24 protein-coding genes are annotated in these 24,124 nt (G+C 62.6%); 5 read left to right on the forward strand and 19 right to left on the reverse strand.

What is annotated here, in order from left to right; all coding sequences use genetic code 11:
- Positions 1–11 precede the first annotated feature (11 nt).
- The 12 genes from PH603_RS16505 to gloB form a co-directional block, all read right to left on the reverse strand.
- Entirely contained in the window at positions 12–305 is a 294-nt protein-coding gene (locus PH603_RS16505; RefSeq protein WP_434783317.1) for an HNH endonuclease, read from the reverse strand.
- Complete coding sequence (locus tag PH603_RS04500) at positions 302–1,072, reverse strand: hypothetical protein (protein WP_289504770.1); 771 nt, start codon at positions 1,070–1,072, stop codon at positions 302–304. The genes PH603_RS16505 and PH603_RS04500 overlap by 4 nt, the downstream gene beginning before the upstream one ends.
- Positions 1,047–1,976, reverse strand: a complete 930-nt coding sequence (gene gcvA / locus PH603_RS04505) for a transcriptional regulator GcvA (RefSeq protein ID WP_289504771.1) — start codon at positions 1,974–1,976, stop codon at positions 1,047–1,049. Before gcvA ends, PH603_RS04500 begins: the two co-directional genes overlap by 26 nt.
- A gap of 137 nt (positions 1,977–2,113) precedes the next feature.
- A complete protein-coding gene (locus PH603_RS04510; RefSeq protein ID WP_289504772.1) occupies positions 2,114–2,875 on the reverse strand; it encodes a phosphoadenylyl-sulfate reductase in 762 nt (253 codons plus the stop codon).
- Complete coding sequence (locus tag PH603_RS04515; protein ID WP_289504773.1) at positions 2,872–3,387, reverse strand: DUF934 domain-containing protein; 516 nt, start codon at positions 3,385–3,387, stop codon at positions 2,872–2,874. The genes PH603_RS04510 and PH603_RS04515 overlap by 4 nt, the downstream gene beginning before the upstream one ends.
- Positions 3,374–5,029, reverse strand: a complete 1,656-nt coding sequence (locus PH603_RS04520) for a nitrite/sulfite reductase (protein ID WP_289504774.1) — start codon at positions 5,027–5,029, stop codon at positions 3,374–3,376. Before PH603_RS04520 ends, PH603_RS04515 begins: the two co-directional genes overlap by 14 nt.
- A gap of 1 nt (position 5,030) precedes the next feature.
- Positions 5,031–5,351, reverse strand: a complete 321-nt coding sequence (locus PH603_RS04525) for a DUF2849 domain-containing protein (protein ID WP_289504775.1) — start codon at positions 5,349–5,351, stop codon at positions 5,031–5,033.
- Between the two features lie 14 nt (positions 5,352–5,365).
- The gene (cysG, locus tag PH603_RS04530) at positions 5,366–6,796 is read right to left on the reverse strand and encodes a siroheme synthase CysG (RefSeq protein WP_289504776.1); all 1,431 of its coding nucleotides are present in this window, start codon (positions 6,794–6,796) and stop codon (positions 5,366–5,368) included.
- A gap of 386 nt (positions 6,797–7,182) precedes the next feature.
- Positions 7,183–8,571, reverse strand: coding sequence for a M20/M25/M40 family metallo-hydrolase (locus tag PH603_RS04535; RefSeq protein WP_289504777.1), 1,389 nt, complete (start codon positions 8,569–8,571; stop codon positions 7,183–7,185).
- 9 nt (positions 8,572–8,580) lie between these two features.
- Entirely contained in the window at positions 8,581–9,978 is a 1,398-nt protein-coding gene (locus tag PH603_RS04540) for a M20/M25/M40 family metallo-hydrolase (protein ID WP_289504778.1), read from the reverse strand.
- Between the two features lie 3 nt (positions 9,979–9,981).
- The gene (locus PH603_RS04545; protein WP_289504779.1) at positions 9,982–12,111 is read right to left on the reverse strand and encodes a prolyl oligopeptidase family serine peptidase; all 2,130 of its coding nucleotides are present in this window, start codon (positions 12,109–12,111) and stop codon (positions 9,982–9,984) included.
- Positions 12,112–12,145: 34 nt separating this feature from the next.
- Positions 12,146–12,910, reverse strand: a complete 765-nt coding sequence (gloB, locus tag PH603_RS04550) for a hydroxyacylglutathione hydrolase (RefSeq protein ID WP_289504780.1) — start codon at positions 12,908–12,910, stop codon at positions 12,146–12,148.
- Positions 12,911–13,100: 190 nt separating this feature from the next.
- Between gloB and PH603_RS04555 the strand changes: the two genes are divergently transcribed.
- From PH603_RS04555 to PH603_RS04565, 3 genes are read left to right on the forward strand one after another with little or no spacing between them, the layout of a single operon-like run.
- Complete coding sequence (locus tag PH603_RS04555) at positions 13,101–14,069, forward strand: glycosyltransferase family 2 protein (protein WP_289504781.1); 969 nt, start codon at positions 13,101–13,103, stop codon at positions 14,067–14,069.
- Positions 14,066–14,461, forward strand: a complete 396-nt coding sequence (locus PH603_RS04560) for a GtrA family protein (protein WP_289504782.1) — start codon at positions 14,066–14,068, stop codon at positions 14,459–14,461. The genes PH603_RS04555 and PH603_RS04560 overlap by 4 nt, the downstream gene beginning before the upstream one ends.
- On the forward strand, positions 14,451–15,860 hold the full coding sequence (locus tag PH603_RS04565; RefSeq protein ID WP_289504784.1) for a hypothetical protein: 1,410 nt from the start codon (positions 14,451–14,453) through the stop codon (positions 15,858–15,860). The genes PH603_RS04560 and PH603_RS04565 overlap by 11 nt, the downstream gene beginning before the upstream one ends.
- Here the strand turns inward: PH603_RS04565 and PH603_RS04570 are convergent.
- From PH603_RS04570 to folE, 3 genes are read right to left on the reverse strand one after another with little or no spacing between them, the layout of a single operon-like run.
- Positions 15,850–16,632, reverse strand: coding sequence for a hypothetical protein (locus PH603_RS04570; protein ID WP_289504785.1), 783 nt, complete (start codon positions 16,630–16,632; stop codon positions 15,850–15,852). The two genes, PH603_RS04565 and PH603_RS04570, sit on opposite strands and share 11 nt — an antisense overlap.
- Positions 16,633–16,660: 28 nt before the next feature.
- Positions 16,661–17,080: a phosphoribosyl-AMP cyclohydrolase gene (gene hisI / locus PH603_RS04575; RefSeq protein WP_289504786.1), complete on the reverse strand. Its 420-nt coding sequence runs from the start codon at positions 17,078–17,080 to the stop codon at positions 16,661–16,663.
- 8 nt (positions 17,081–17,088) lie between these two features.
- Complete coding sequence (gene folE / locus PH603_RS04580) at positions 17,089–17,736, reverse strand: GTP cyclohydrolase I FolE (protein WP_289504787.1); 648 nt, start codon at positions 17,734–17,736, stop codon at positions 17,089–17,091.
- Positions 17,737–18,009: 273 nt separating this feature from the next.
- Here folE and PH603_RS04585 point away from each other — a divergent pair, with 273 nt between their 5' ends.
- Positions 18,010–18,423, forward strand: a complete 414-nt coding sequence (locus PH603_RS04585) for an iron-sulfur cluster assembly scaffold protein (protein ID WP_289504788.1) — start codon at positions 18,010–18,012, stop codon at positions 18,421–18,423.
- A gap of 57 nt (positions 18,424–18,480) precedes the next feature.
- Here PH603_RS04585 and PH603_RS04590 read toward each other — a convergent pair whose 3' ends face one another.
- From PH603_RS04590 to PH603_RS04605, 4 genes are read right to left on the reverse strand one after another with little or no spacing between them, the layout of a single operon-like run.
- Positions 18,481–19,023, reverse strand: coding sequence for a DUF6680 family protein (locus tag PH603_RS04590; RefSeq protein ID WP_289504789.1), 543 nt, complete (start codon positions 19,021–19,023; stop codon positions 18,481–18,483).
- 58 nt (positions 19,024–19,081) lie between these two features.
- On the reverse strand, positions 19,082–19,843 hold the full coding sequence (locus tag PH603_RS04595) for an alpha/beta hydrolase family protein (protein ID WP_289504790.1): 762 nt from the start codon (positions 19,841–19,843) through the stop codon (positions 19,082–19,084).
- Between the two features lie 21 nt (positions 19,844–19,864).
- Positions 19,865–21,274 carry a protein adenylyltransferase SelO family protein gene (locus PH603_RS04600; protein ID WP_289504791.1) on the reverse strand — a complete coding sequence of 470 codons (1,410 nt, stop codon included), beginning with the start codon at positions 21,272–21,274 and terminating at the stop codon, positions 19,865–19,867.
- The gene (locus tag PH603_RS04605; RefSeq protein WP_289504793.1) at positions 21,271–21,861 is read right to left on the reverse strand and encodes a nitroreductase family protein; all 591 of its coding nucleotides are present in this window, start codon (positions 21,859–21,861) and stop codon (positions 21,271–21,273) included. Before PH603_RS04605 ends, PH603_RS04600 begins: the two co-directional genes overlap by 4 nt.
- A gap of 168 nt (positions 21,862–22,029) precedes the next feature.
- Here PH603_RS04605 and PH603_RS04610 point away from each other — a divergent pair, with 168 nt between their 5' ends.
- A complete protein-coding gene (locus tag PH603_RS04610; RefSeq protein WP_289504794.1) occupies positions 22,030–24,075 on the forward strand; it encodes a TonB-dependent receptor in 2,046 nt (681 codons plus the stop codon).
- Positions 24,076–24,124: the final 49 nt, after the last annotated feature.

Here is a 24,124-nt window from a genome sequence, read left to right on the forward strand (position 1 = left end):
TGGTTGCAGTTTCAGCGGCGCCCCTTTCGGGGCTCGGTCCGCCGGTAAAAGTCGGGTGGCTTTGTGCCGACCCACGAAACAAAGTCTATGATATCCGGCTCGGCTGACAAGGCCTCGATGGAAGAAAGACGCCGGGCGAGCTCTGTGTCGCTGAAAATTGTGTGTATTTTGCGATGGCAGATCGGGTGCAAAGGCACCATGTCGCGCCCGCCTTTTGATTTTGGCACCAGATGATGCCATTCCACCTTTTCACCGAAAGGCCGACCGCAAAGCGGGCAGTTTTCAAAGCCGGAAGCTTTGCTCAAGGCGTGGCATCTTCGGGAAGGCGACGCAGGCGGCCTGCCTCATGCAGGCGCTTGGCCGCTGCCTCCAGTTGCGGCAAGGCCCATTCCATATCGCGGCTTATCACATGCTGGAAGGGTAGAGAGCGGAACGTGCGGATATCCAACCGGGCGAGATCGTGGTTTGTCAGGGCCTCGAACGCGCCTGTGAACAGCAGGGCATATTGTACGCGGTGGCTTTCAAGCAGCGGCAGTAGCTGGCGGGGCTTTTCGTAGGTGACGGGCTTCAGCCGGAATTGCCGGGCGATATTCTGGAAGGCGATTATCTGGCTCGGGATGGCGACCCGCTTGTCGGCGATCAGGGCTTCGAGATTGGCAGTCCGGGGCACCGAATCGGCGTTCAGTGCGGCCCAATAGATCTCAACGTTGAGGAGCGGCGTCGAAACCGCCACTATCTTGGGGTGACCGATGGCATAGCCCGAGAAACGCAGTGCCTCGCCGTCGAATGCGCCGGTGACCAGGCCGATTTCGCTGCGCGGCAGGGGTGCGTCGATCAGGGTGACACAAAGGCCGGCCTCGGCATAGAGCTCGCTCACCAGTCGCCTCACGGTGCGGGCTTCGACATGGGCTTCCGCGGGAATGGCGATGCGGAAGCAGGGCTTTTCCTCTTCTGCCGCGCTCACCGGCGAGGCCAGCAGGGAAAGGCAAAACAGCAGGCTGCCGAGGAACGATTTCGGAACCGTCGTCAAAGGGCGGGAGGGTAGGTTACGCCGCGTAATTGCCGTCTTCATCTGGACGCTGGGTCTCTTCCTTCAGCCAGTCGATGAAATCCTGGACACGTTCACTTTTCGCCTTGTCGGCGGGATAGACAATATAATGGGCAAAGCCCACAGGCACCGCCTCGCCAAACAGGCGGACAAGTCGGCCGGCTTTCAGGTCCTCGGCGGCGATGGCGGACCGGGCGAGCGCAATGCCGCGCCCGGCAACCGCTGCCTCAATCGCCAGCGAGTGGGTGTTGAAGTGAAGGGCAGGCATGCCGTCCATCAGTTCCACGCCGGCAGCGCGCAGCCACATGGCCCACGAAGGGGCGCTGTCGTCCTCGCTGAAACTGTCATCGTGGATCAGGGTCTGGGCGGTCAGGTCTGCGGGTTCATCGAGCCTGATCCCGGAATTCAGGAGATCGGGGCTGCACACCGGGAACACGGTTTCCCTCAGCACTTCCTCGGCCACAAGCCCCGGATATTTGCCGGCGCCGTAGCGGATCGCGAGATCCACGTCCTCGGCCTTGAAATCGGTCAGCGCGAGCGAGGCCGAGATTTTCACGATGGCATCGGGGCGGCGCTCATAATAGCTCGCCAGTCGCGGCACCAGCCATTTGGAGGCGAAGGACGGCGACACGGCCACCTTGATCACGGTCGAGGATTTGGAGCTTGTCAGCACGCTCACCGCTTCCTCGAGCTTTTCGAAAGCTTCGCGGAGCGGGGTCAGGGAAAGCTGCGCAGCTTCGGTCAGGACCAGCGAACGGTTGGTGCGGCGAAACAGTTCAACGCCGAGCACATCTTCGAGCGAGCGAATCTGCTGGCTGATGGCGGCCGGGGTAACGGCCAGATCGTCGGCGGCGCGTTTGAAACTCATGTGACGGGCAGCGGCATCGAAGGCACGCAGGGCGTTGAGGGGCAACATCGAGCGTTTCATAAGGTGCTGGCCTTCTCGCGAGCTTGTCGTTTCGGATTAGATATTCTTATTCCAGGCCATCATAAGAAATTGCCGAAGCGAGGTCCAGCGGGGAAATGAGGTGCTCTCAAAGGCTTGATGTAGCGGCCCCTTCGGGGTCAGAGGCCGCTTGAATCATAGCTCGCAAGAGCTGCATTTTCCTGAAAGCTCAGGTGAATGCCGCACTCGGTCTTGGCCTGTCCGCGCCAGCGACCGGCGCGGTCTTCCTCGCCTTCGCCCACGCGGTCGGTGCAGGGCATGCAGCCGATCGACCGGAAGCCTTCAGCGACGAGCGGATGCTCGGGCAGGTCATGCGCCTTCATGTAGGCGGCGATATCGTCCTTCGTCCAGTAGGCGAGCGGATTGACCTTCACGCGGTTGTCGCCCGCCTCGAAATGCGGGAGAGCAGCGCGGAGGCCACCCTGGAAGCGCTTGCGACCCGACGCCCAGGCGTCATAGCCCTCGAGCGCTTTTTCAAGCGGCACAACCTTGCGGATGAAGCAGCAGCCGTTGAGATTCTGGCTCCAGAGAATGCCCTTGGGGTCGCGTTCAGCCAGATCGGATGCTTCGGGTGTCAGGGTGATGACATTGGTGAGGCCAAGGCTTGCAATCAGCGTATCGCGGTAGCGCTTGGTTTCCCCGAAAAGCTTGCCGGTATCGAGGAACAGGATGGGGATGTCCTTCGAGACTTCGGCAGCCAGATGCAGGAGCACCGCCGATTCAGCCCCGAAGGACGAAACGAGGGCGAAACGGTCGCCGTAGCGGGCGAGCGCTGCGCGGATCACTTCACGCGGGTCTTCGGTTTTCACCTTGTCTGCCATATAGGCAGCTTCGGCATCCGCATCGAAAGGTGCGGCTTCTATGGCAGCGAGTGCGGTCACGATACCCTCCGGGCCCCGGCCTGATCGTGGCGCTGGCGCAGGACGCTGATGCCGCCTTGCGTGTCGCTTTGATAGACATGTTTGTAACGGTTGACGGCGCGGACAAAGGCCTCGCGGCGTTCTTCCGGCACTTCGCTGGTGTTGAAGCCTGCGCGCAGCAGGAACTGGGCCTGATCCGGGATCACATGGCCGATGGCGCGGATGTCGCCGTTGAAGCCATAGTCCTTGCGCAGGCGCACCGCGAGCGAGAAGCCCCGACCGTCGCCGAAGCCGGGGAAACGGATGGCTGCGAAGCTCGCATAATTGCCGATACCGGCAAGATCGCTGTGCGGCGTATCGGTTTCGATGAGCGCACCAATGCGGACACCCTTTTCTTCGAGCAGGCTGCCGGCCTCGTCCTTCAGGCGGCCGAGCGGCACCAGCCACTCGCCTGCCTCGTCGGGCAGGGCGCCGTCCTCGAGAATGCGCCAGACGGTCACATCTTCGCCGGTTTGAAGATCAACGTGCGCCATAAACGGCCTCCTTGAATACATCGGGGCCGAGGCGGCGATAGGCGGCGAGGAAAGTCTCGCCTTCCTTGCGCTCGCCCATATAGGCGGTAACCACCTTTTCAACCGCGTCGACAATGCCATGCTCGTCGAAGCCGGGGCCGAGGATGGCGGCTTTCGACGCGTCTTCCTCACCCGAGCCGCCAAGCAGCAGCTGGTAATTTTCCTCGCCTTTGCGGTCCACACCCAGAATGCCGATATGGCCTGCATGGTGGTGACCGCACGAGTTGATGCAGCCCGAAATCTTGATCTTCAGCTGGCCGATATCTTCGAGCCGCTTCAGGTCGTCGAAACGGTTGGTGATGGCCTGCGCGATGGGGATCGAGCGGGCATTGGCGAGGCTGCAATAATCAAGGCCGGGGCAGGCGATGATATCGGTAAGGAGCCCGACGTTGGCGGCGCCAAGGCCAGCGGCATCCAGCTTCTGCCAGATGGCGACAAGATCACGCTTCGCCACATGCGGCAGGATCAGGTTCTGCTCGTGGCTGACGCGGACTTCGTCCTGTGAATATTCTTCTGCAATGTCCGCCACGAGGTCCATCTGGGCGTCGGTTGCGTCGCCCGGGATACCGCCATGCGGCTTCAGGCTGATCGTCACCGACACATGGCCCGGCACCTTGTGGGCGAAGGTGTTGTTCTTCACCCAGGCGCGGAAGCGGAAGTCGGCAGCGGCGAGCGCATCAAGCCCGGCGTCTTCGTCGGCAAGCACGGGCAGCGGCGGCGGCGCGAAGAACTGGCGGATACGGGCCACTTCTTCGGCAGGCACGTCGATGAAGCCGGCCCGGATGGCTTCGTACTCTTCCTCGACAAGGCGCTTGAATTCCTCGGTGCCGGTATCTTCGACGAGGATCTTGATGCGGGCCTTGTATTTGTTGTCGCGGCGGCCCTGCTCGTTATAGACGCGCAGGATGGCCTCGAGATACGACAGCATCTCGCTTTCGGGGACGAAGTTGGCAATTGTCTTGGCGATGACGGGCGTGCGGCCCATGCCGCCGCCGACCAGCACTTCAACGCCCAGCTCGCCCGTTTCGTTCTTTTTCAGCACAAGGCCGATGTCGTGCCACTTCACGGCGGCGCGGTCTTTCGGCGCGCCGGTGATGGCGATCTTGAACTTGCGCGGCAGGAACGAGAATTCGGGGTGGAAGGTGGACCATTGCCGGATGATTTCGGCCGTCGCACGCGGGTCGGCAACCTCGTCATGCGCCGCACCGGCGAACTGGTCGGTCGTCACGTTCCGGATGCAGTTGCCGCTTGTCTGGATGGCGTGCATCTCGACCTCGGCCAGATCGGCAAGGATATCGGGCGCGTCGACCAGCTTCGGCCAGTTATACTGGATATTCTGGCGCGTGGTGAAATGGCCGTAGCCCTTGTCATACTTGCGCGCGATATGGGCAAGGCGGCGCATCTGGCGGCTGTTCAGCGTGCCATAGGGCACCGCGACGCGCAGCATATAGGCATGCAGTTGCAGATAAAGGCCGTTCATCAGGCGCAGCGGACGGAATTCTTCTTCCGTCAGTTCGCCCGAAAGGCGGCGTGCCACCTGATCGCGGAATTCCTCGACCCGGGCATTGACCATTGCATGGTCGAAAGTGTCGTAAGCGTACATCTCAATTTTCCCAGAAAGGCGAAACCTGATAGCCGAGGTCGGTGCGTACACTCGGCCCCTTGGCTTGCATCTGCGTTTTGATATGGCCGGGGCGCACGCCGCCTTCGCCAACGTCGGCGGCGACAACTTCAACCGCCAGCACCAGATTGGCTTTCACATCGGCGTTGGCGACAGCGAGAAGGGCCGTTACCTCGTCCTCGTCATGGGCGACGATGGAATGGGTCGGCTCCACCGCCCAGCCTTCAGCTGTCAGGAACAGGGCGCGGCCATCCGTTAGCCGGTTGGCGACGATCATTTGCGGACCGGAAAGCTTTTTAGCCATGGTCTTTTTCCTTCTCAGGCCGTGGCGCGTTCGGCGTCGACTGCATAGCCGATGCCGTGCGCGGCAATGTTGAGATCGGCGGCGCGGTAGACGACCTCGCCGATGATCAGGAGCGCCGGGCTGGCGACGCCGTGGCGGGACACGATCTCGGCCAGATTGGCGAGCGTGCCATAGAAGCGGCGTTCATCGGCGCGGGTGCCGTTTTCGATGACGGCAACCGGGGTGGCGGCGGAAACACCTTCACCGATCAGGCCTGCCGAAATCTCGGATGCGGACTTGAGGCCCATATAGACGGCAAGCGTGCGGCCTTCGCCGGCGAGACGCGCCCAATCCTTGAACTGGCCGTCTTTCAGGTGGCCGGTGACGAGCGTGATCGACGCCGCATAGTCGCGGTCGGTGAGCGGGATCTGGGTGCGCGCGGCGATACCCGAAAGCGCGGTCACGCCGGGGATCACCTCAACCTGGATGCCTTCCGCGCGGAGGGCCTCAAGCTCTTCACCCGCACGGGCGAAGACCATAGGGTCGCCGCCCTTGAGGCGCACAACGCGGCGGCCCTTCAGGGCGTGGGTGATCATCGCGGCATGGATGCCTTCCTGCCCGATGCCATGGTCGCCTTCGCGCTTACCGACGAACACCAGTTCAGCGTCACGGCGGGCGAGGGCTAGCACATCGCGGGAGACGAGCCGGTCATAGATGATGACATCAGCCTGTTGCAGGGCGCGGTGCGCCTTGATGGTCAGGAGGTCCGGATCGCCGGGGCCTGCGCCCACAAGCTGGACGCGGCCGGCCCCGGCTGGCTTGGAAAGCTCGGTCGCGCGGGCACGGTGGGCGGCATCGATCAGGCAGCGTTCGACGGTGGCCTGATCGAGGTCGGCAAATTCGCCGGCGCGGTCATAGATATCGTCCCAGAAAAGACGGCGGGCGGTGGCATCGGTGACGATGGTTTTCACGCGGGCCCGCACAGCACCAGCAGCAAGGCTGAGCGTGCCAAGGGACGGCGGCAGAAGGCGTTCAAGCGCGGCCCGGAGGCGGCGCACAAAAACGGGGGCAGCGCCGCCCGACGAGAAGGCAACATCAAGGCTGCCGCGGCTGAAGCGGGCGGGGGTCGTGAAGCTCGATTTCGCGGGCACGTCGATCACATTGACCGGCAGGCCGCGATCACTGGCAGCGCGGCGGGCGCGCTCGGCCGTCAGGTCGTCTTCGGGGCTGATGTAAACAAGCGTATGGCCTTCGATATCGGCGATCTCGAAAAGGCGGTCGTGGGCCGTGACGGCGTCACCGGCAAGGCCGGCGGCCTCGATGGCGGCGGTTGCGCCCGGCGCGATCACGGTGAGGCGGGCGCCCGTATCCTTCAGGAGGCCGACCTTGGCCATGGCGGCGGCATCCGATCCGACGATCAGGATTCGCTGGGCACTGGCGGTCAGGAAAACCGGAATGCTGGCCATGGTTTCATCTCCTCGGTGCCGCTTGCCGTTCGGGCCATCGCGGCGTCACTCGCTGAACAGGTTTGAGCGCTGTCGTCACTCGGGTTCCGTTTGTGGGGCGGCTTGCATGCCTTCAGGAAAGCATAACTTGCCCCGACACTGCCCTATGTAGGCCGTGCCCTGCTTTGTCGCAAACGAGAAGATATTGGGGGCTTCGCTAGAAAAAATTTATCGCGAAACCGTGATGTATTGCGAATTGAAAGAATTAAAATCTATAAAATATGGAAAAACGAAAAGAAATATCACCGCAATGAAGCGACTCAGGATATCGGTTCGGCGGCGGCGAGGTTCCGCGAAAAAGCCGTGGGCGTTACCCCACGGCTTTAGAGAAGCTAATCCGACAAGCCTTACTTGGTCAGCGTTGTCAGCACCCGGTACATCTGGTCCAGCGCCACCGGAATTGTGGCGACCGGCACCCGCTCGTTCAGGCCATGCGAGAAACCGTCGCTGTTCTTCATATAGATGCTTTCAATCCCGTAGGTCGGCATGCCGGCAGCGCGGTAATGCATGCCATCGGTGGCGCCCGGCGACATGGCCGGAATGATCGGCAGGCCGGGGAAATTGGCATGCACGGCATCGGTAACCGCCGTCATGATATCATCCCGCAGCGGCGAGGCCGGGCTTTCGGTACTTTCACCCCGCTGGGTGAAGACAACATGATCGTCATTCACGGCCTTCTGGAGGCGTTCCTGCGTCAGCGCCACGCCTTCGCCGGGGAAGATGCGGCAGTTGACGGTGGCCACGGCCGATTGCGGCAGGGCGTTTTCAGCGTGGCCGCCCTCCAGCATCGTGGCGACACAGGTGGTGCCGGTGACGCCCACATAGCTCGCCTGCTTGCGGAGGGTCGCAACGGCTTTCTTGTCCTTCGGGTTTTTCGCGAAGGCGGTCATGGCCGCACCCAGTTCACCGCCGGTGAGCGGACCCTGGGCCTTGAAGAAGCCAAGGGTGATGTCGTTCGTATTGACCGGGAAACTGTAGTTTTCGATCGCCGTCAGGGCCTTGGCCAGCCGGTAGATGGCGTTCGACCCCGTAGGACGGGAGCTGTGGCCGCCCGGATCGGTGACGGTCAGATGGAAGGTGGCGTAGGTTTTCTCGGCTGCCTGCAGGCTGTAGCTCAGCACCTTGCCGTCCTCGCCGATGGTGCCGCCACCGGCATCGGCATTCAGCACGAACTCGGCGTCCGTTAGGTCGCGGTGCTCGTTGGCGATGGCTTTGGTGGTGACCATCGAGGATTCCTCGTCGCCTGAGAAGGCGATAACCAGATCGCGGTTCGGCACATAGCCTTCGGCCTTCAGGCGCAGGAAGGTGGTGACAAGCGAGGTGACACCAAACTTGTTATCCACGATGCCGCGACCGAAGAGATAGCCGTTTTCCTCCACCATCGTGAAGGGATCGCGTTCCCAGTCCTCGCGCTTGGCCTCAACCACATCCATATGGGCAGCCAGGAGGATCGGCTTCTTGCCCGCCGAGCCATCGCCCCGGTAGCGCACCACAAGGGCCGCCGTCTCACCGTGCGGCAGGATATGGATATCCTCGGCTGCAAAGCCGCCGGCCTTCAATTGGTCGGCGAGGTAGGCGGCATAAGCGGGGACCTGGCCGTGGCCTTCAGCGGTGTGGAAGGTGATCGATTTTCCAAGGATTTCCTTGAAACGTTCGTTCCAGTCCGTGTCGGCAGCGAAAGCCGAGGAAGACAGGAGGGCGGCCACTGAGGCCGCCTTCAGAAGGGTCGAAATCATGAGATTATCCTATTTCTTGCTGCCGAGATCGGTCATCAGGTGATGCCAGTGATCAAGCGCGAGCGGGATCGTGGCGGCGGGCAGCCGCTCGTTCAGGCCGTGGGCGAACATATCGGACATCTTCATATAGATGCCGCTGACGCCATAGGTCGGCCAGCCGGAAGCGCGGTAGTGCTTGCCGTCGGTGCCGCCCGATTCCATTTGCGGCAGGATCGTGAGGCCGGGATAAGCCGCATGCACCGAAGCGGTGATCGCATCCACCACATCATCGCGCAGCGGCGAGGCGGGCGAGGCGGTGCCATCCCCCAGAAGCTTCCACTGGATCGCATCGTTGCCGGCGACCTTCTTGAGGGTCGCGAGCGTTTCCTCGGCCTTGGTGCCGGGGAAGATGCGACAGTTGATGGTGGCGGTTGCCGCCTGCGGCAGGGCGTTTTCAGCGTGGCCGCCCTTCAGCATAGTGGCGATGCAGGTGGTGCCGGTGGTGCCGACATATTCAGGGCTTGAACGCAGCACGCCGAGGGCCTTTTTGTCCTTCGGGTTCTTCGCGAAGGCCGTCATGGCCGCGCCGGCCTCACCGCCGACGATGGGGCCGAGCGTGGCGAAATAGCGCGTGGTGATTTCGTTCACTTCGGCCGGAAACTCGAAGGCCTCGATCTTTTTCAGCGCCGTCGCGAGATCATAGATCGCATTGTCCTTGCGGGGACGCGAGCTGTGGCCGCCGGGATTGGTGACGGTCATCTCGAACGAGGCATAGGTCTTTTCCGCCGCCTGGATCGCATAGGCGACCGGGGTGCCATCGGGCGCGAGCGCGGCGCCGCCGGCGTCAGAGTTCAGGATATATTCGATATCGATCTTGTCGTGATAATCGTAGGAAAGCGCCTTGGTGGTTTCCATGCCGCTTTCCTCGTCGCCCGTGAAAACAAGCACGAGATCGCGGGTCGGCACAAAGCCTTCGGCCTTCAGTTTCAGGAAGGTGGCGACAAGGGTGGAGACGCCGAATTTGCAATCCAGCACCCCGCGGCCGAACAGATAGCCGTCTTCCTCAACCATCGTGAAGGGGCTGCGCTCCCAGTCTTTGGGGTCGGCGTCCACCACATCCATATGGGCGGCGAAACCGATGCCCTTTTTGCCGGACGATCCGTCGCCCTTGTAGCGCACAATCATCCCGGCGGTTTCGCCCATGGGGATGATCGTGATGTCTTCATCGGTGAAGCCGCCCTTTTTCAGCTCGTCGGCCAGATAGGCCGCAAGCTTCGGCACATTGCCAAGGCCTTTCGAGGTTTCGAAGGAAACGGCAGTGCCAAGGATTTCCTTGGTTTTGGCGATGTCGGCATCGCTTGCCGCCTGCGCGCCGCCTCCGATGAGGAGGGCGGCGATGGCGGCGGTATGCATCAGGCTTTTATACACGGGTCAGTCCTTAAGTTTCTGCAGGGCATAGACGGTTTGCAGGGCTTCGCGGCGCGCCAGTTGCGGCAGGTTCGCGGAGCCGGCATGGCCGCCTTCCATGTTTTCATAATAAAGGACCGGATAGCCGAGGCTTTCGAGCTTCGCGGTCATCTTGCGGGCATGGCCTGGATGAACGCGGTCGTCCTTCGTCGAGGTATAGACGAACATTTCGGGGTATGGCTTGCCGGCCTCGATATGCTGGTAGGGGGAATATTTGGAAATATAGTCCCACTCTTCCGGGATATCGGGGTTGCCATATTCACCCATCCACGAAGCACCGGCCAGAAGCTTGTTGTAGCGCTTCATGTCAATAAGCGGCACGCCGCAGATGATGGCGCCAAAGAGATCAGGCCGCTGGGTCAGCATCGCTCCCATCAGGAGCCCGCCGTTGGAGCGGCCCTGAATCCCGAGATGCGGGGTGGAGGTGAGGCCCGAGGCGATCATGTCTTCCGAAATGGCGATGAAATCGTCATAAGCGCGCTGGCGGTTTTCCTTCAGTGCGGCCTGGTGCCACGCCGGGCCATATTCGCCGCCGCCCCGGATATTGGCGAAGGCAAAGGCGCCACCGTTTTCGACCCACAGTTTCGACACGCCGGACAGATATTGCGGGGTGATCGAAATTTCGAACCCGCCATAGCCGAACATCAGGGTCGGCGTGGTGCCGTCCATCGGGGCATCTTTCGGGCGGATCAGGAAGTAGGGCACCTTGGTGCCATCCTTCGAGGTCGCGAAATGCTGCTCGGCGACCAGATTGGCGGCATCGAAACGGGCTGGCAGGCTTTGCACCGTTGCCACCGCGTCACCGCCTTCAGCGTCGAGCGCATAAAGCGTCGTCGGCATCAGGAAGCTTTCAACGGTGAAGAGCGTGGCATCGGTATCTTCATCGCTCGTCAGGCTGGTGATCGCTGCGTTATCCGGCAGGTCAACGCTCGTGAGCGCGAAACCGTCCCCTTCCAGACGCGCGACTTTCAACCGGGCTTTCACATCCTCGATCGCGGAGACAAGAATGCGGTCGCGGCCAAGGGCGATGCTGTTGATCGATTCCTTTTCGGAAGGCGAGAAGATGGTGGTGAGGCTGTTGCCGGCGGTGCCGCCAAGGGCATCCGAAACCTTCAGCGCGACCAGATCACCGGCCTTGGCCGATGCGCCTTCAGGTGCCCAGTCAGCGCGCAGGGTGAGGATCACCCAATCGCCGACATAGCCTTGCAGCTCGATCGTGTGGGGCAGTTTCAGTTCCTGCGGTTTGCCGTCCACCAGCAGCCAATGGGCTTCGGTAAAGAAGTCGGGTGCCGAGACGATGCCGATATGCTCGCCGTCCATGCGGTGCGACGAATAGGCCTGCGACGATACATCGTCGACGCTGCCCTCAAACACCAGTTCAGCACTATCGAGCGGGGTGCCGCGCTTCCAGCGGCGCACCTGGCGCGGATAGCCGGAGGTCGTGAGCGTGCCTTCGCCGAAATCGACGGAAACGAGCAATGTGTCGGCGTCTTCCCAAGTTACGCCGCCCTTGCTTTCGGGGGTTGCGAAACCACCATCGACAAAGGCTTTGGCCTTCAGGTCGAACTCGCGGCGCACGGTCGCGTCGCTGCCGCCGCGCGACAGGTTGAGGATGCAACGGTCACCGAAGCAGCTCTTGCCTTTCCAGACCCAGTTCTCATGCTCGGCTTCCGCCAGCGCGTCGAGATCGAGAAGGGTTTCCCATGCCGGGCTGCCGCTTTTGTAGCTTGCCCAATCGGCCACACGCCACAGGCCGCGGACATTCTTGTCATCCTGCCACAGCTCATAGACCTTGCCGTGCGAAAGGCTCGCCGGGGTGATCTTGTCGGACGATTCGTAATCGGCCTTCAGGGCATCCACGAAGCCCTGATAGCGCGGATCGGCATCCAGCACCTTGGCGGAGGCGGCGTTCTTTTCAGTGACCCATTCAAGGGCCTTTTCGCCTTCCACTTCCTCCAGCCACAGATAGGGATCGGTGGCCTCGGTCATGGCGGCAGTCTCCGGCGTTTCGGATTTTTTGGTGTCGGCAGCCGGTTCACAGGCGGCGACGAGGCATGCGGCGGCGGTGGCGGCCAGCAGGCGTGCGATGGTCATTGGTGTCCCCCCAAATATTCTTATGGTCGAGCGGTCAGAAGTGATCCTTGCGCGTCCTGACTTCCGCGAAGATGCGGGGCAGCGGCGCGCCGATCATGCCGACCGTATCCTGCAATTCTTCGCTTGCGGCGCGCAAGAAGGGATTGGTCGCTTTCTCTATACCAATCGTTGAGGGCACGGTGGCGCGCCCCTCGGCCCTCAGCGCCTTCACCTCGTCCATGCGGCGGCTGAGGGCGGCGTTATTCGGCTCGATGGTCAGCGCGAAGCGGCCATTGGCTTCAGTATATTCATGGGCGCAGAAAACGCGGGTTTTGTCGGGCAAAGTTATAAACTTCGACAATGAAGCCCACATCTGGTCAGGCGTTCCCTCGAAAAGGCGCCCGCAGCCCATCGAAAACAGGGTGTCGCCGCAAAAAAGGGCGTCGTCATCCCCGAAATGATAGGCGATGTGGCCGGAAGTATGGCCCGGAACGTCAAAAACACGGGCTTCGTGGTCACCAAGGGCGACAATGTCACCGTCCCCTACCGCGATATCAAGCCCCGGGATGCGGTCGCGTTCGGCGGCCGGGCCGATGATGCGGGCCTCATGCGCCACCTTCAGGGCGAGGTTGGCGCCGGTATGGTCGCCGTGGTGATGGGTATTGAAAATATGGGTCAGGGCCCAGCCCCGCTCCGTGAGGGCGGCTTCCACAGGCTCGGCGACCGCAGGGTCGACCACCGCCGTCTCGCCGCTCACCGCGTCATGCAAAATATAGACATAATTGTCCCTTAGGACGGGAATCTGGACGATCTCAAGCACACCGAACTCCTTCGCAGAGCCTCCCACAGGGCCTGCATGCTACGGGCAAAAAGCCCCCTGGCGCAACGGGATAAACCCGATGTGATAGCGCCGCTCACGAAGGGGGCAATCTTGACCCCCAAAGGGGAAACGGATAGCTTGCACCGAACGTTCCGGCCGGTTGCCGGACCCTCAAGCGGATGCCATTTTGATGACAGCCCCTGCCTTCCTTTCCAAGCCCCGTATTGCCGTGATGGCCCCGTGCCTCAATGAAGAAGCCGCCATTGCCAAGGTGATTGCGGATTTCCGGCGCGAACTGCCTGACGCCACCATCTATGTGTTCGACAACCGATCGGAAGACCGCACCCGCGAGGTGGCGGCCGAGGCCGGCGCCGTGGTGCACAAGGTTTACAAGCGCGGCAAGGGCAATGTAGTGCGCCGCATGTTCCGCGAAGTGGACGCCGACATCTATATCATGATCGACGGTGACGCGACCTATGACGCCCCGTCGGTTCACAAGCTGCTCGAGATATTCGAAAGCGAGCGGGCCGATATGGTGTGCGGCGCGCGGGTGAGCGACGAGGAAGCGGCCTACCGCTTCGGCCACCGCTTCGGCAACCGCATGCTGACGGGGCTTGTCGCCTCGGTCTTCGGGGCGGACCTACGCGACATGCTCACCGGTTACCGGGTCATGTCCCGTCCCTTCGTGAAATCCTTCCCGGCCCTGTCGCAAGGCTTCGAGATCGAAACCGAGCTGACGATCCATGCGATGGAGCTGGACCTGAAAGTGATCGAGGTGGACACCCCCTATATGGAGCGTCCGGCAGGGTCGGCGTCGAAGCTGCACACGATCCGGGATGGCATTCGTATCCTCCGCACCATCCAGTGGCTGGTGCGCGCCGAGCGGCCGTTGCAATTCTTCTCGACGCTTGCTGCCATTTTCGTGGCGGCTGCCGTTATCCTTGGCATTCCGGTGCTGATGGAGTTTCTGGAAACCGGTCTTGTGCCGCGGCTGCCGACCGCCATCGCCAGCATGGGCCTGATGATGACGGGGCTCCTGAGCCTTTTCACCGGCCTGATCCTCGCGATGGTCGCCATGGCGCGAAAGGAAGTGCGGTCGCTTGCCTACCTTGGTGTGCCGCGCTTCGGTGACGCGCCTTCCGCAGGCCGGGGCGCATGACAACGGACGAACGCGCCGTCCTTGGCGAGCTTTTCCGCTTTTCCATCGTCGGCGGTATCGGCTTTGTGGTGGATGCCGGAATGCTTTATGCCCTGCTGCCTTTCTGCGGTTTCTATCTCGCGCGGGTGGGGTCGATCCTTGCGGCGGCGAGCGTCACCTGGTGGCTCAATCGCCGTTTCACATTCGAGGCGCGCCGCGAAATGGCGGCCCACCACCAGTGGGGACGGTTCCTTGTGGTGACCGGCATCGGCGGGCTGATCAATTTCAGCGTCTATTCGCTGCTTGTTGCCTCGCTGCCCGTGGTGGCAGCCTTACCGATCATCGGGGTGGTGGCCGGAACGCTCACTGCCCTTGGCTGGAATTTTACCATGAGCCGCCGTCATGTTTTCTAGGGTCAGCCCAACCTTCCTCGCCGCTTTCCTGACGGCGACAATCGCTTTCTTCCTGTTCCTCGGGGTGAATGGCGGGCTCATCTTCTTTTTCGATAGCTGGGGCTATTTCGGTGGTGCCGAGGTGCTGTTCAAGCATCTGCGCGGGGTGGACCTGACGGGCGGCCTCTCCTTCCTCGGGCGGTCGATCTATTACGGTCTTTTGATGCAATGGGAACTGCGCCATGCGCCGTTCGCCCCCGTGCAGATCCTGAGCACCGCCCATATGCTGGCGCTGGCGGCAGACGTGATGCTGGGGCGTGACCGGCCCTGGGTGGCGGCTGTCATTACGGCGGTTGTGGCGCTTCTGACACCTTTGCCCTTCTTCGTGATCAACGCGATGCCGGATGTCTATACGGGGCTTGCGGTTCTCGGCGTCGCGCTTGTCCTTGTGTACGGCGAGCGGATGAGCAGGGTGCAGCGGGCGGGTGCTGTCACGGTCATGATCCTTGCCGTTCTCTTTCACCAGACGCACCTCATCCTCGTTGGCGGATTTGTGGCCATCGCGCTGCTGGGGTTTGCGGCCCTTGGCCTTTCCCGGCGGATCAAGCGCCTGAAACCTTTCACGGTGCGGCTGGTGCCGCTTGTGATCGTCGTGCTTGCCGGGATCGGCGGAGACGTGGCGTTTCGCGTGGGGATGGAAGGCATCCAGGGTGAGGCTCCGATGCGCCGGCCTTTCATCCTTGGCCGCATGATCGCCGACGGGCCGGGCTACCGGTACCTGAAAGCCAACTGCCCCGAGGAAGGCTGGGTGATGTGCGATCACATGCAGAACCTGCCGATCAATATCGACTGGTTCCTGTGGTCGGCCCATCCAGACCGGCGGGTCTATACCGCGATGACGCGTGCCGAGCGCCGTCAGCTGGAGCAGGAAGAGTTCACCCTCGTTGGCCGTATCATCGCGGCGGAGCCCGGCGCGGTGCTGGCGTCCGCGGGCCATAACTGGCAGCGCCAGCTGGATATGTTCACGGTTGAAGATTTCTACTATGGCCAGATGGTGCCGGGGATCGAGAAGAATTTCGGGCCACTTGCGGGCGACATCCGCGCCCAGCGGATCGTGACATCGAAGCCGCTGCTCGCCAGCCTTTCCCGCCTGCAATTGTGGATCGTCTATGGGGCGCTTGTCGGCATCCTGTGCCTTTCCATCCGTCCGCGCGATGGCGGCGGGGAAGATGACAGGCTGTTCCGGCTGTTTGCCGGGCTTCTGGTGTGCGGGCTGCTGATGAACGGGGCCCTGTGCGGCATGCTGTCGGAACCCCATCACCGCTATCAGGCGCGGGTTATCTGGCTGCTGCCTTATGCTGCGATGCTCTATGGGGCGCTCTGGTGGCGCTGGCGGCGGCGGATGGGGATTAGCGCCTGAACCAGGCGCCGACTTGCAGGGTGATGGTCGTGCCGTCGCGGTTTTCTCCCTTGGGCGCCAGATGCCAGTCCCAGCGGGCGACCTCTGCCCCCGGCCAGTCGGCGATCAGGTCCGCGGGGACGGTTTCATAAGCCCGGGTTCCGAGCGCATCGGCTTCTTCCCGCATCACATCCGTGATCAGCAGCACCGGGCAATCGGCAGCCTTCAGGGCATCGAGATGCGCGGCGATGAGGGCGCGCCGGGTGTTCTTGTCCTCCTCGCTTTCGGGCGGGCTGTCGATGAAGGGCAGGGCAAGCTGCGACAGCAGATTGACGCTGACGATCATGCCAGCCCCCGCAACCGGCACGGGGGCAAGCGCGGGTGCCTCGACCGCAGCGCCGTCCCGCGCCTTGGCGTAAGGCCGGATCAGGCCGGTCACGTCATGCAGTTCAAAGCCGAGATTGTCGTATTCTTTGAGCGCTTTCCGCATCGCGGGCAGGCGCACGGCATCGATCAGCAGCGCGCCTGAAGGATGGGCGTCAAGGGCACCGAGCGGCAGATCGAGCCCGAGCCCGGCGCCCAGCACGACAACAGGCTCGGCCGGATCGGCGAACTCAAGGTGGCTGGTGATGATATCCCGCGTGCGGGTCAGGTGCGGTGCCCATGCCTCGGCCTGCCGACGGTGCCGCGCCTGAATGCCAATGGCTTCGTCGACAAGCCCCAGGGCCCGCGCGCCGGGCACGGCAGAGGCAATGAAGCGGGCAAGATGGTCGGCAATCATGGGCGCGATCATATCCGGCGCCAGATCGGTGCGGAAGCGGCTATTTCGTCAGCTTCTGGGTGAGCACTACAGGGCCGTCCACGGCCTCACCCACGGGGAGGGCACGGTAGAAGCAGCTTTCATAGCCGACATGGCAGCAGCCGCCGCCAGCTTGCTCGACGACCAGCCAAAGGCTGTCCTGATCGCAATCGGTGCGGAAATCGATCACGCGCTGAATCTGGCCGGAGGTGGCACCCTTGTGCCAGAGCTCGCCCCGTGAGCGGCTCCAGTAATGCGCTTCGCCGGTGGCGATGGTGCGCTCGACCGCTTCCTCGTTCATCCATGCCTGCATCAGCACAGTGCCCGATGCGGCATCGGTGGTGACAACGGGAATGAGCCCGCGCTCATCATATTTGAGCGCGAGCGTCAGACCATTTTCGACCGCAGCACGGTCGCTTCTGTCAGCGTTTTTGATGGCCATCAGGCGTCTCAGGCGCCACCACGCGGTTGTTGCGCGCGGACGAGATCCCAGAACTGGCGCTCGACACGCTCTTCCTTGAACACGCCGCGGAACTGGCGGGTGGTGGTGAACACGTCGCCGTGCTTCACACCCCGGCAGGTCATGCACTGGTGGGTGGCATCGACAACCACCGCGACGCCCTTGGGCTTCAGGTGCTTTTCGATGGCATTGGCGATCTGGGCCGTCATCGTCTCCTGCGTCTGCAGGCGGTTGGCATAAGCCTCCACCACGCGGGCGAGCTTGGAGATGCCGACGACCGAACCATCCGGCATATAGGCCACGTGGGCCGTGCCGGACACGGGCACCATATGATGCTCGCAGTGGCTTTCGACCTTGATGTTGCGAAGCACCACCATGTCGTCATAGCCTTCGACTTCGGCAAAGGTGCGGGCGAGGATTTCGGCAGGGTCTTCCTTGTAGCCCTTGAAGAATTCCTCATAGGCCTTCACCACGCGCTTGGGCGTATCGAGAAGGCCTTCACGGGTGGGGTTGTCACCCGCCCAGCGGATCAGGGTACGGACCGCGGCTTCCGCCTCGGCCCGGCTGGGGCGAGATACGGTTCCTTGCGGGAATACCTTCAGTTCAGGGTCTTCGACCCTTTCAAGTACGGCATCCATTCGGATATCCTTTCGTCTTCGGAGGGCCTCGTGGTAACCGCCTGCCTTCCGAAATGGGAAGTTGGCGGTGCGTTGAACCAGAGACCGAAATGCCTGTCTCCCCTTTTACGCAGGCCATCCGACGATGGATGACCGGCCGGGCGAAACAGGCCGAAGGCAGCAGCGCGCTACCTGCCCTGAGTGTGCCTCCAAGCGGCGGCACACACAAGTGTGTTCATATATGGGGGCGGATGGCCCTTGTGCAAGGCTCAAAGCGGCTTTAAGGGATTGGCCATGGCCGAGCTTTACACCAAGGAAATCCTGCGCCTCACCACGCGCATCCCGCTGACCGAGCGTCTGGCGGCGCCCGATATCACGGTGGTGAAAACCAGCCGCCTGTGCGGCAGCCGCCTCACCGCTGACGCGAACGTGAAGGACGGGGTGATCACCCATTTCGGGCAGGAGGTGAAGGCCTGCGCGCTCGGCCAGGCCACAGCCGCCATCGTCGGGAGCCACGTGATCGGGCTCGATAAAGCCACGTTCGAGGATATCAACACCCGCTTCCGCCATATGGTCGCCACAGGGGAAGCCGATTTCCCCGAAGCATGGGCCGACCTCGCCCTCCTCGCCCCCGTCAAGGACCACCCCGGCCGCAAGGGCAGCGTGATGCTGCCGTTCGACGTGCTGGCGGAAGTGTTTGGGGTTTAGCAAGCTTCCAAGTTCTAAGCTTTTCGCCCTTGGATTGGTTGATTGCTCAACCCATTCTTATCCTTGTTTGGCTGGGTTCGGTTGCTCGTCAGGCAGTGCGGTTGTTTGCAGCTGAGGTGGTTGTTCGTTCGCTGGGGGCACAACGAAGACCGGTACAACTTTTTCCCCTTTTGAGAGGGCATCAATAAATTTAAGCGTTTCCATTTGAAGTGCGGCCCGTTCAGCAGCGCCGCCGGGGAGGTAGCCGCCTTGCATAATGTCAAGTTGGTCAAATTTTAGACCAATGGACTCAGCTATGCGTATGTAAAGGTCTGTGAAGACCCTGGGAAATTCAGACGACTGATTATTGTTGATGACTCTCATAAACTCCCTAAAGGATTTCATGATCTTTTCGTCGTCGTTGAAATCGATCTCTATGATATTGATGGCTCTAAGAAAATCACCCGACGTTATGTCAATTCGACCAATCATGAGTCCCTTGAGAATTTCTCGCTGACGAAGTTTTGTCTCACGCCGGTCTTGCAGGTGATGTCCCACCCAAACCGCAGCGATTGGTCCGACAAGAATAGCGACCAGAGTCAATATCTCAAAATTAGTCATCCCACGATGGTCCTGATTGTTAGCGCACTAATCCCCGAGATTAGATCACATACTGCGCTCACTCGATATACTGGCTCACCCATGCCGAGATGATTTTTGCGACATAGATGCCGTCCTCGGCGCGGTCCATCAGCAGGTGGTCGGCCTTGTCGAGCGAGACGAAGCTTTTGGGGTGTTTGGCGGCATCGAAGATGCGGCGGGCGTGATCGACGCTGACGGTGGCATCGATGGGCGAGTGCATCACCAGAAGGGGCTTTTTGAGCCTTGCGATATGGTCGTGCACGGACTGCGCCCGGACATCTTCGATAAACTGCTTTTTGATGCGGAAGGGCCGGCCTGACAGGTTCACCTCGGCTTCGCCTTCGGCCTCGATCGTCTCCAGATGCTGGCCGAACTGTTTGAGCACATTTTCGCTGTCCGCCGGCGCGCCGATGGTGGCGACCGCCTTCACCTCGGGCACGCTGCCGGCGGCGACAAGCGTGGCGGCGCCGCCGAGGCTGTGGCCGAGCATGATGGCGGGGCCGGCGAGCTCTGCCCGCATATGGTCAGCGGCCGCGATCAGGTCGGCGACGTTTGACGAGAAGTTCGTGTTGGCGAAATCGCCGTTCGATAGGCCTAGCCCGGTGAAATCAAACCGGAACAGCGCGATCCCTTCGGCGTTCAGCGCACGGGCGATGCGGTTGATGGCGTTCAGGTCTTTCCCGCAGGTGAAGCAATGGGCGAACAGCGCATAGGCGCGGGGTGTGCCTTCGGGCGCGTCGAGCTTCGCGGCGAGATCATGGTCCTGGCTGCCCTTGAAGATGATTTTCGTGGCCGGCATCGCGCGTCTCCCCTTGTTGCTTCAGTTGCCGAGGGCTTCCCCCATCAGCCTGATCCGGTCGATCTTGTCGTAAAGCGGCTGCCAGTCGTCATGAATGGCGATCTCGGCCCAGATGGCTTCCACTTCCTCGATCAGCATGGTGCAGGGCTCGCCCCGGAAATATTCATGCCCCGTTACATTTGCGCGCCGCGGCGTGGCGGTCATGAGGGCGGCGCGGACGGGGGCGAACTTTTCGGTGTCGTAGCGCGCTGCAATCGGGCTCGCCTTGGCGCGGGCCTCGCTCAAGGGGCCGCCGTACCAGTCGAAGAAGAAGCGCTCGTAGGGGCATTTCTCGGACACCATGAAATCGCTCATGGCGGCGAACAGGGCGTCGGCCACGCTGTTTTCCATCGGCTTCAGGCCAAGGCGGCGGGTGAGGCGGGTGCGCAGGGCTTCCATATAGGCTTGCGGGAAGGCGGCGAGCACGCTGCGCAGCTCTTCCTCGGGCGCGATATCGGCGAGCGCGCCGCCCAGCTGGTAAAGGTCCCAGTGGATGGCATCGGGCTGGCGGCCATAGGCATAAAGCCCGCTTTCATCGAAATAGGCGGCGGTGAAGCCGAGGTCCATTTCGGGCAGGAACCGCCACGGGCCGAAATCGAAAATCTCGCCCGTGATGTTGATATTGTCGCTGTTCAGCACGCCGTGCACGAAGCCTGCAGCCATCAGGTCGGCGGCGTTTTCCGCCGTGCGCGCGGTGGCGTAGGCGAGGAGCTCCAAGGCGCGCTCGGTGGCGCTGCCCTTGGGTTCAATGCCGGCGTAGGTTTTGAGGCTGTAATCAACGAGCCGTTCCAGCCGTTCGGTATCCGAGAAGAAGGCGTGGCGCTGGAAGGTGCCGATGCGGATATGGCCGTGGGTGAGGCGCACGAGCACGCTCGAGCGCGTCGGCGAGGGCTCGTCGCCCCGGTGCAGGCTTTCGCCCGTCTCGATGAGGCTGAAGGTGCGGCTGGTGTTGGCGCCGAGTGCTGCCAGCATTTCGGTCGCTATGATCTCGCGCACCCCACCCTTGAGCGTCAGTCGCCCGTCGCCCGAACGGCTGTAGGGTGTGGTGCCGCTGCCCTTGGTGCCAAGGTCCAGAAGCCGCCCTTGTGTGTCGCGCATCTGGGCAAAAAGGAAGCCGCGGCCATCGCCGATATCGGGATTGTAAACCCGGAACTGGTGGCCGTGATAGCGCTGGGCCAGCGGCTCGGCGAGGTTGCCTTCAAGCGGGGCGAAACGCCCGAAATGGCGGAGCCAGTCTTCGTCCGACAGGTGATCCAGCCCCACTTCCGCCGCCGCCCGGTCGTTCCTGTAGCGCAGGACCGTCTTCGGGAAATCCGCCGCCTTCACCGGGTCGGCAAAGCCGTCGCCAAGCGAGAGGAAAGCGGGATCGGGGCGGTAGGGGGTTTTTGTCATGCTGTGGGCCAGCCCCAGGTGACGACCTCGTCCAGATCGGGGCGGGGGCGTTCTTCCGGCATGGCATCCTGGCGGCCAAGGAAGATGAAGCCGGCGATCTTCTCCTGCGGTTCGAGCCCGAGGCCATCGGCAACGGTGCGGCTGTAGGCGCCCCAGCCGGTGAGCCACGATCCGACAAAGCCCGCCGCGTGGGCGGCCACCAGCAGGTTCTGGCAGGCAGCGCCCACCGACATATCCTGTTCCATCAGCGGAATGCGGTGCGTGTCACGCGGCGACGAAATGGCAATCACAAGCGTCGGGCCCTGCGTCGCGTAGCCCTTCATCTTTTCGGCCACCGTTTCGCTCGTTTCCTGTTCAAGCACCAGCGCGCGGGCGATGAGGTCGCCAAGCGGGGCGCGGTCGTCGCCACTGAGCACGATGAAGCGCCATGGGGTGAGCTTGCCATGATCCGGCACGCGGGTCGCCGCCTTCAGGATCGCTTCCATCTCGGCGCGGTCGGGGCCGGGGCCGACCATGTCGCGCGGCTTGACCGAGCGGCGGCGCATCAGGAATTCGAGGGTGGCGGAACAGGGCTGGTTGAAACTCATCGGCTCGCTTTCGTCGGTCTGGCAGTCTGCGGTTGTTACTATAGCTAGGCTACCTTCCCTTCGCAGAAAAGGGGCGATTGAAATTGCGTGGCATCCGCGTGCCTTGATTGACAGGCGGAAGGTGCGCTTTAAGGTGGCGAGAATATCGCCAGTATCATGGAGTGCCGCGTGCAGCGCCTTGTTTTCCCGAGCCTTGTCAGCCTTGCCGTATCCGTGGTCCCCGCGGCTGCAAGCGAGATCGATACCGTGGCAGTCGTCGGCCTCAGGCTACCGGTGGAGACGACCGGAATCACGGCGACGCGCTTCACGGCGGCGGAAATCGAGGAAATGCCGGCGCTGAGGCTTGATGACCTGCTGCGCAGCATGCCGGGTGTGGGGCTTTTCCGCCCCGCGGGCAGCCTCAGTGCACACCCGACAACGCAGGGGCTGAACATGCGCGGCGTGGGGGCGAACGGCGCGGGCCGTGTGCTTGTGATGCTGGACGGTGTGCCGCTATCCGATCCGTTCGGTGGCTGGGTCAACTGGTCGGCCATCGATACGGCGGACCTGCAGTCTGTTTCCGTGATGGCGGGCGGCACGCCCGGCGTGTTCGGCGCGCAGGCGCTTTCGGGGGCGGTGCTGATGGAATCGCGGCGGCCTGAAGAAACTGGCGGTCGCGTCGCGGGTTCCTACGGCAGTTTCGATACACAGGATATCGGCGGCAGGCTTGATGTTGCGGGGGAGCGGGCAAGCCTGACCCTCACCGGCGGGCATCTGGCGACCGATGGCTTCTATCTGGTGGATGCCGACCGGCGCGGGGAAGCGGACAAACGGGCGGAGCATTCAGCCGATCACGCCTCCCTCCGTGCCAGTGCCGATGTCGGCCCTGCCACAACGCTTGATTTCGCACTGCGCTATGAAGCCGAAGACCGGCTCAACGGCCTTGCCGGTGCCACCAACCGCACCGAGGGCTGGGCGGGGTCGCTGCGGCTGGTGCATGGCATGGCGGAAGGCCGCGCTATCGAGGCGATGGTCTATGCCCAGCGCAAGGACTTCGAGAATGTGTTCGTGGCCGTGCTGGATGACGCGCGCGAACTTTCGCGGCCCGTGCTTGACCAGTATGACGTGCCCGCCCGTGGCTATGGCGCGCTCGTGCGCTATCGCATGCCGGGGCTGGAGATCGGTGCCGATGCCCGCCTGATGGAGGGCACGGTCAATGAATATTTCCGCAACCTCGGCGGCGGCTTCACCCGTGAACGCACGGCGGGCGGCGAGCAATCGATCCTCGGCCTTTACGGTGAGGCGACCCATGTGGCGGACAAGCTGACGCTCAGTGCCACGGCGCGGCTGGATCGCTGGCGTACCTATAACGGCGAGCGGGTGGAAAGTGACCTGGCGACCGGTGACCCGGTCCTGACGCTGGATGTGCCCGACAAGGACGGCTGGGTCTGGACAGGTCGGCTGGGGGCATCTTACGCCGCCACCGACGCGATCGAGATGAAGGCGTCGGCCTATCGCACCTGGCGCCTGCCGACGATCAATGAATATTATCGTCCGTTTCGGGTCGGGAACGATATCACGGAAGCCAACGCCAACCTGACGCCCGAAACGCTTTATGGCATTGAGGCCGGTGTGGCGTGGCGGCCGCTTGCCACTGTGCGGGGAGAAGTGACGCTGTTTCGCACCTGGCTCCATGACGGGGTCGGCAATGTGACCATCGGGGTCGGCCCCGGCACCTTCCCGGTTGCCGGATTCATTCCCGAGGGCGGGACGCTGCGCCAGCGCACCAATATCGACCGCAGCGTGACGGACGGCGTGGCGATATCGGGCGAGATGACACTCGACACCAATCTCTTCCTGTATGGCGCTTACCAATATGCCCGCGCACGGGTGACGGCGGCGGCCACGAGCCCCGATATTGTGGGCAAACCCCAGCCGCTGACACCGCGGCATACACTGACCGGCCGGGCCGTGTGGCGCGAAGGGGACGTGCGGCTGACCGTTGAGGGACGCTATGCCTCCGGCCAGTATGACGACGACCTTGCGACCCGGCGGCTGAAATCGACCCTCCTGTTCAATGCAGGTGCGGCGTGGCAGGCGGGCGAGGCCGTGACCTTGCGGCTGGACGCCGAGAATCTCTTTGACGCGCGGGTCGTCTCGGCGCTTTCGGCAGCCGGCGAAGAGACGCTTGCCGCCCGCCGCCTTGTGCGGGCCGGGGTGGAGCTGCGTTTTTAGGGCTTGCCGTTCCCGGGCTTTGTCTCTATCGTCCCTATATCAATTCGAT

The organism is Gimibacter soli, from assembly GCF_028463845.1.
Lineage (GTDB): Bacteria > Pseudomonadota > Alphaproteobacteria > Sphingomonadales > Kordiimonadaceae > Gimibacter > Gimibacter soli.

Bases quoted from the DNA above. Each gene is read 5' to 3' on its own strand.
- PH603_RS04500 (WP_289504770.1), bottom strand. From the start codon at position 1,072: ATGAAGACGGCAATTACGCGGCGTAACCTACCCTCCCGCCCTTTGACG.
- gcvA (WP_289504771.1), bottom strand. From the start codon at position 1,976: ATGAAACGCTCGATGTTGCCCCTCAACGCCCTGCGTGCCTTCGATGCC.
- PH603_RS04515 (WP_289504773.1), bottom strand. From the start codon at position 3,387: ATGGCGCACGTTGATCTTCAAACCGGCGAAGATGTGACCGTCTGGCGC.
- PH603_RS04520 (WP_289504774.1), bottom strand. From the start codon at position 5,029: ATGTACGCTTACGACACTTTCGACCATGCAATGGTCAATGCCCGGGTC.
- PH603_RS04525 (WP_289504775.1), bottom strand. From the start codon at position 5,351: ATGGCTAAAAAGCTTTCCGGTCCGCAAATGATCGTCGCCAACCGGCTA.
- cysG (WP_289504776.1), bottom strand. From the start codon at position 6,796: ATGGCCAGCATTCCGGTTTTCCTGACCGCCAGTGCCCAGCGAATCCTG.
- PH603_RS04535 (WP_289504777.1), bottom strand. From the start codon at position 8,571: ATGATTTCGACCCTTCTGAAGGCGGCCTCAGTGGCCGCCCTCCTGTCT.
- PH603_RS04545 (WP_289504779.1), bottom strand. From the start codon at position 12,111: ATGACCATCGCACGCCTGCTGGCCGCCACCGCCGCCGCATGCCTCGTC.
- PH603_RS04555 (WP_289504781.1), top strand. From the start codon at position 13,101: ATGACAGCCCCTGCCTTCCTTTCCAAGCCCCGTATTGCCGTGATGGCC.
- PH603_RS04560 (WP_289504782.1), top strand. From the start codon at position 14,066: ATGACAACGGACGAACGCGCCGTCCTTGGCGAGCTTTTCCGCTTTTCC.
- PH603_RS04565 (WP_289504784.1), top strand. From the start codon at position 14,451: ATGTTTTCTAGGGTCAGCCCAACCTTCCTCGCCGCTTTCCTGACGGCG.
- PH603_RS04570 (WP_289504785.1), bottom strand. From the start codon at position 16,632: ATGATCGCGCCCATGATTGCCGACCATCTTGCCCGCTTCATTGCCTCT.
- hisI (WP_289504786.1), bottom strand. From the start codon at position 17,080: ATGGCCATCAAAAACGCTGACAGAAGCGACCGTGCTGCGGTCGAAAAT.
- folE (WP_289504787.1), bottom strand. From the start codon at position 17,736: ATGGATGCCGTACTTGAAAGGGTCGAAGACCCTGAACTGAAGGTATTC.
- PH603_RS04585 (WP_289504788.1), top strand. From the start codon at position 18,010: ATGGCCGAGCTTTACACCAAGGAAATCCTGCGCCTCACCACGCGCATC.
- PH603_RS04590 (WP_289504789.1), bottom strand. From the start codon at position 19,023: ATGACTAATTTTGAGATATTGACTCTGGTCGCTATTCTTGTCGGACCA.
- PH603_RS04595 (WP_289504790.1), bottom strand. From the start codon at position 19,843: ATGCCGGCCACGAAAATCATCTTCAAGGGCAGCCAGGACCATGATCTC.
- PH603_RS04600 (WP_289504791.1), bottom strand. From the start codon at position 21,274: ATGACAAAAACCCCCTACCGCCCCGATCCCGCTTTCCTCTCGCTTGGC.
- PH603_RS04605 (WP_289504793.1), bottom strand. From the start codon at position 21,861: ATGAGTTTCAACCAGCCCTGTTCCGCCACCCTCGAATTCCTGATGCGC.